Here is a 2,000-nt window from a genome sequence, read left to right on the forward strand (position 1 = left end):
GCAATTTGTGGGGATCCCTCAGGTTTTTTGCAGCTTCCGTTTTTAAAGAGAACTTTTGCCCCTCAATTGCTATGTCATACCCTGGATTACCTTGCCGAGCAAGCTCAGCATGACCACCTGAGAATTTAATACCCTCCATTAGGCCATGCTCAAAAGCAAATTTTGAAAAAGCAGATGTTGTAAACGCATGGTGCAATTTCATTTGCAAACCAATAAACGAAGCACTTGCTTCTGTAAGCACTCGAAATTGATTTGGAACTAGTTCATTGAGTTCGAATTTATGATTAGTGTTTAGGGCTAACTGAACAGAATTAAGAATAGCGTGCTGTACAGCAGATGTTTTGCTGGTATCGATTATCATATTAACTCCAAATTTTTACGGTCGACCTTTACGGTCCCATTTAACGTAAACATGCACAAAGGCTTAAGCCTTATTCGCTGTTCGAACATAGATTGAGCGATGCTGTAAAATATGTCAATAGTACATCCTGTTTTATCAATACAGAATGAAGAGTGTTTACAAATGTAATTGATTAACGTTCGGAGTTAGACGATTGGAAGTATAGACGTTATCAATATACAAGAACGATAACAGAGTTAGAGAGGTCTAACCATAGACCTCTTTAATTTACAGAAATCTAGTTCCTTTCAGCAACTATTCGCTGGAACTCTCTATCTAAAAGACTTCTTAGATTAAGCGAAATCTGAGCATTCAATTCCCTTTTGGCATCTGAATTTACAGAATGGTCATGAGTAACTCGTAATACCTCGAAAGTTAGTTCAGCATCATCTTTGGCAGTCTTACCCTTCAACGGTGTACTAAAGAAGAAGCCAACTCGAAACTCACCGGTGTTTGCAGCTGAAACAAATCTAAATGTAACATCTATTCTCTGCACATGGTAATAGGGATAATACGTTTCATCAGCTATCAAAAAGATATCGTTCAGTTTTTCTCCATCAATTTTAAGACGTTTAACAGTCTGGTTCATCCAAGAAACTTGCGGATCATTTGGAAGTGGTGGTCCAGATATATCTCGACTTATTTCCATATCATTGACATTACCCTTTTCGATAAAACGTCCATAACCCCCAGTTAATCTTTTGAAAAAACGAACCCGCTCGACATTTGAAAAACTGTTAAAGGTAATACGTCTCTCTACTTCGCTAGTCGTAGCTCCAGACTCTTTCAAGGCTTTGGATATACGGGCGGTCATTCGTCTATTAATTATCTCTGTTTCTTTAGAGGAATGAGTTGACGAGAAATCAAGCTTCAAATTTTTACCTTGACGCTCAATAGCGATTTCACCATCAAAACGAAGCTCTCTTTGTGTCCAATCTTTACTGAAATCTTTGCGAGAAATTGAGAACGGAATGCGGATTTTATCTTTTCCTTCAACCACTATTCCGGGAACATCAATTACTTCAATATTTTCAATACCAGTAAACGGGTTGAAGTCAGTATTAAAAAGTTCTTTCAGGGGAGTAACCCAATCGGAAACCGTATTCACCAAATCAAGGGAAGATACTTTTACTTTTGGTTTTGAGTCTCGGTCAACAGATGCATCAATTAGTGACGAATAACCAGACGGAGTTAATATAGTAGCAGCTAAAAGAGGAACTGTTACTGACTTATCATTACTACCAGAGAAAATTCCTTTTGTTTTCAAAGTCAAATGAACTTCACCGTAGGAAATGTGCTCGCTATTAAGTAGGACGCGCAGGTCAGCACCTAATGGAATCAAGTAGTTTGAATCTAAATTCATCATCATTGCGGAGCCTTCTGGAGTAAGTCAAGAATAGAGCGATTAAATGAAAAAGGAGAAATTTCTTCTGGTCTACTATGAAATGCCAGTCTAGCTTGTCTAGCTAATTCATCATCACGTGCAGGGTTATAATTAGGCATGCCGATTTTAATTTTGCCTATTAACCCTGACGCAAAGCTCAATCCATATGCCATTAGATTCCTGAGGGATCCCCACAAATTGCTCCCCCATATTGCT

The 2,000-nt window shown here is 38.3% G+C and carries 3 protein-coding genes; all 3 read right to left on the bottom strand.

The annotated features are described in order from the left end of the window. Positions 1 to 361, bottom strand: a 361-nt coding sequence (locus tag A9165_RS16315) for a hypothetical protein (RefSeq protein WP_218060753.1), incomplete at its 3' end; no start/stop codon positions are given. Between the two features lie 277 nt (positions 362 to 638). Continuing rightward, on the bottom strand, positions 639 to 1,769 hold the full coding sequence (locus A9165_RS16320) for a hypothetical protein (protein ID WP_065956667.1): 1,131 nt from the start codon (positions 1,767 to 1,769) through the stop codon (positions 639 to 641). Beyond that, positions 1,766 to 2,000, bottom strand: a 235-nt coding sequence (locus tag A9165_RS16325) for a hypothetical protein (RefSeq protein WP_218060754.1), incomplete at its 5' end; no start/stop codon positions are given. The genes A9165_RS16325 and A9165_RS16320, both read right to left, overlap by 4 nt.

Origin of the sequence: Alishewanella sp. HH-ZS, assembly GCF_001704375.1 — a bacterium.
Classification (GTDB): domain Bacteria; phylum Pseudomonadota; class Gammaproteobacteria; order Enterobacterales; family Alteromonadaceae; genus Alishewanella; species Alishewanella aestuarii.

Excerpts from the sequence above, each read along its gene's own strand:
- A9165_RS16320 (WP_065956667.1), bottom strand. The coding sequence starts at position 1,769 with ATGATGATGAATTTAGATTCAAACTACTTGATTCCATTAGGTGCTGAC.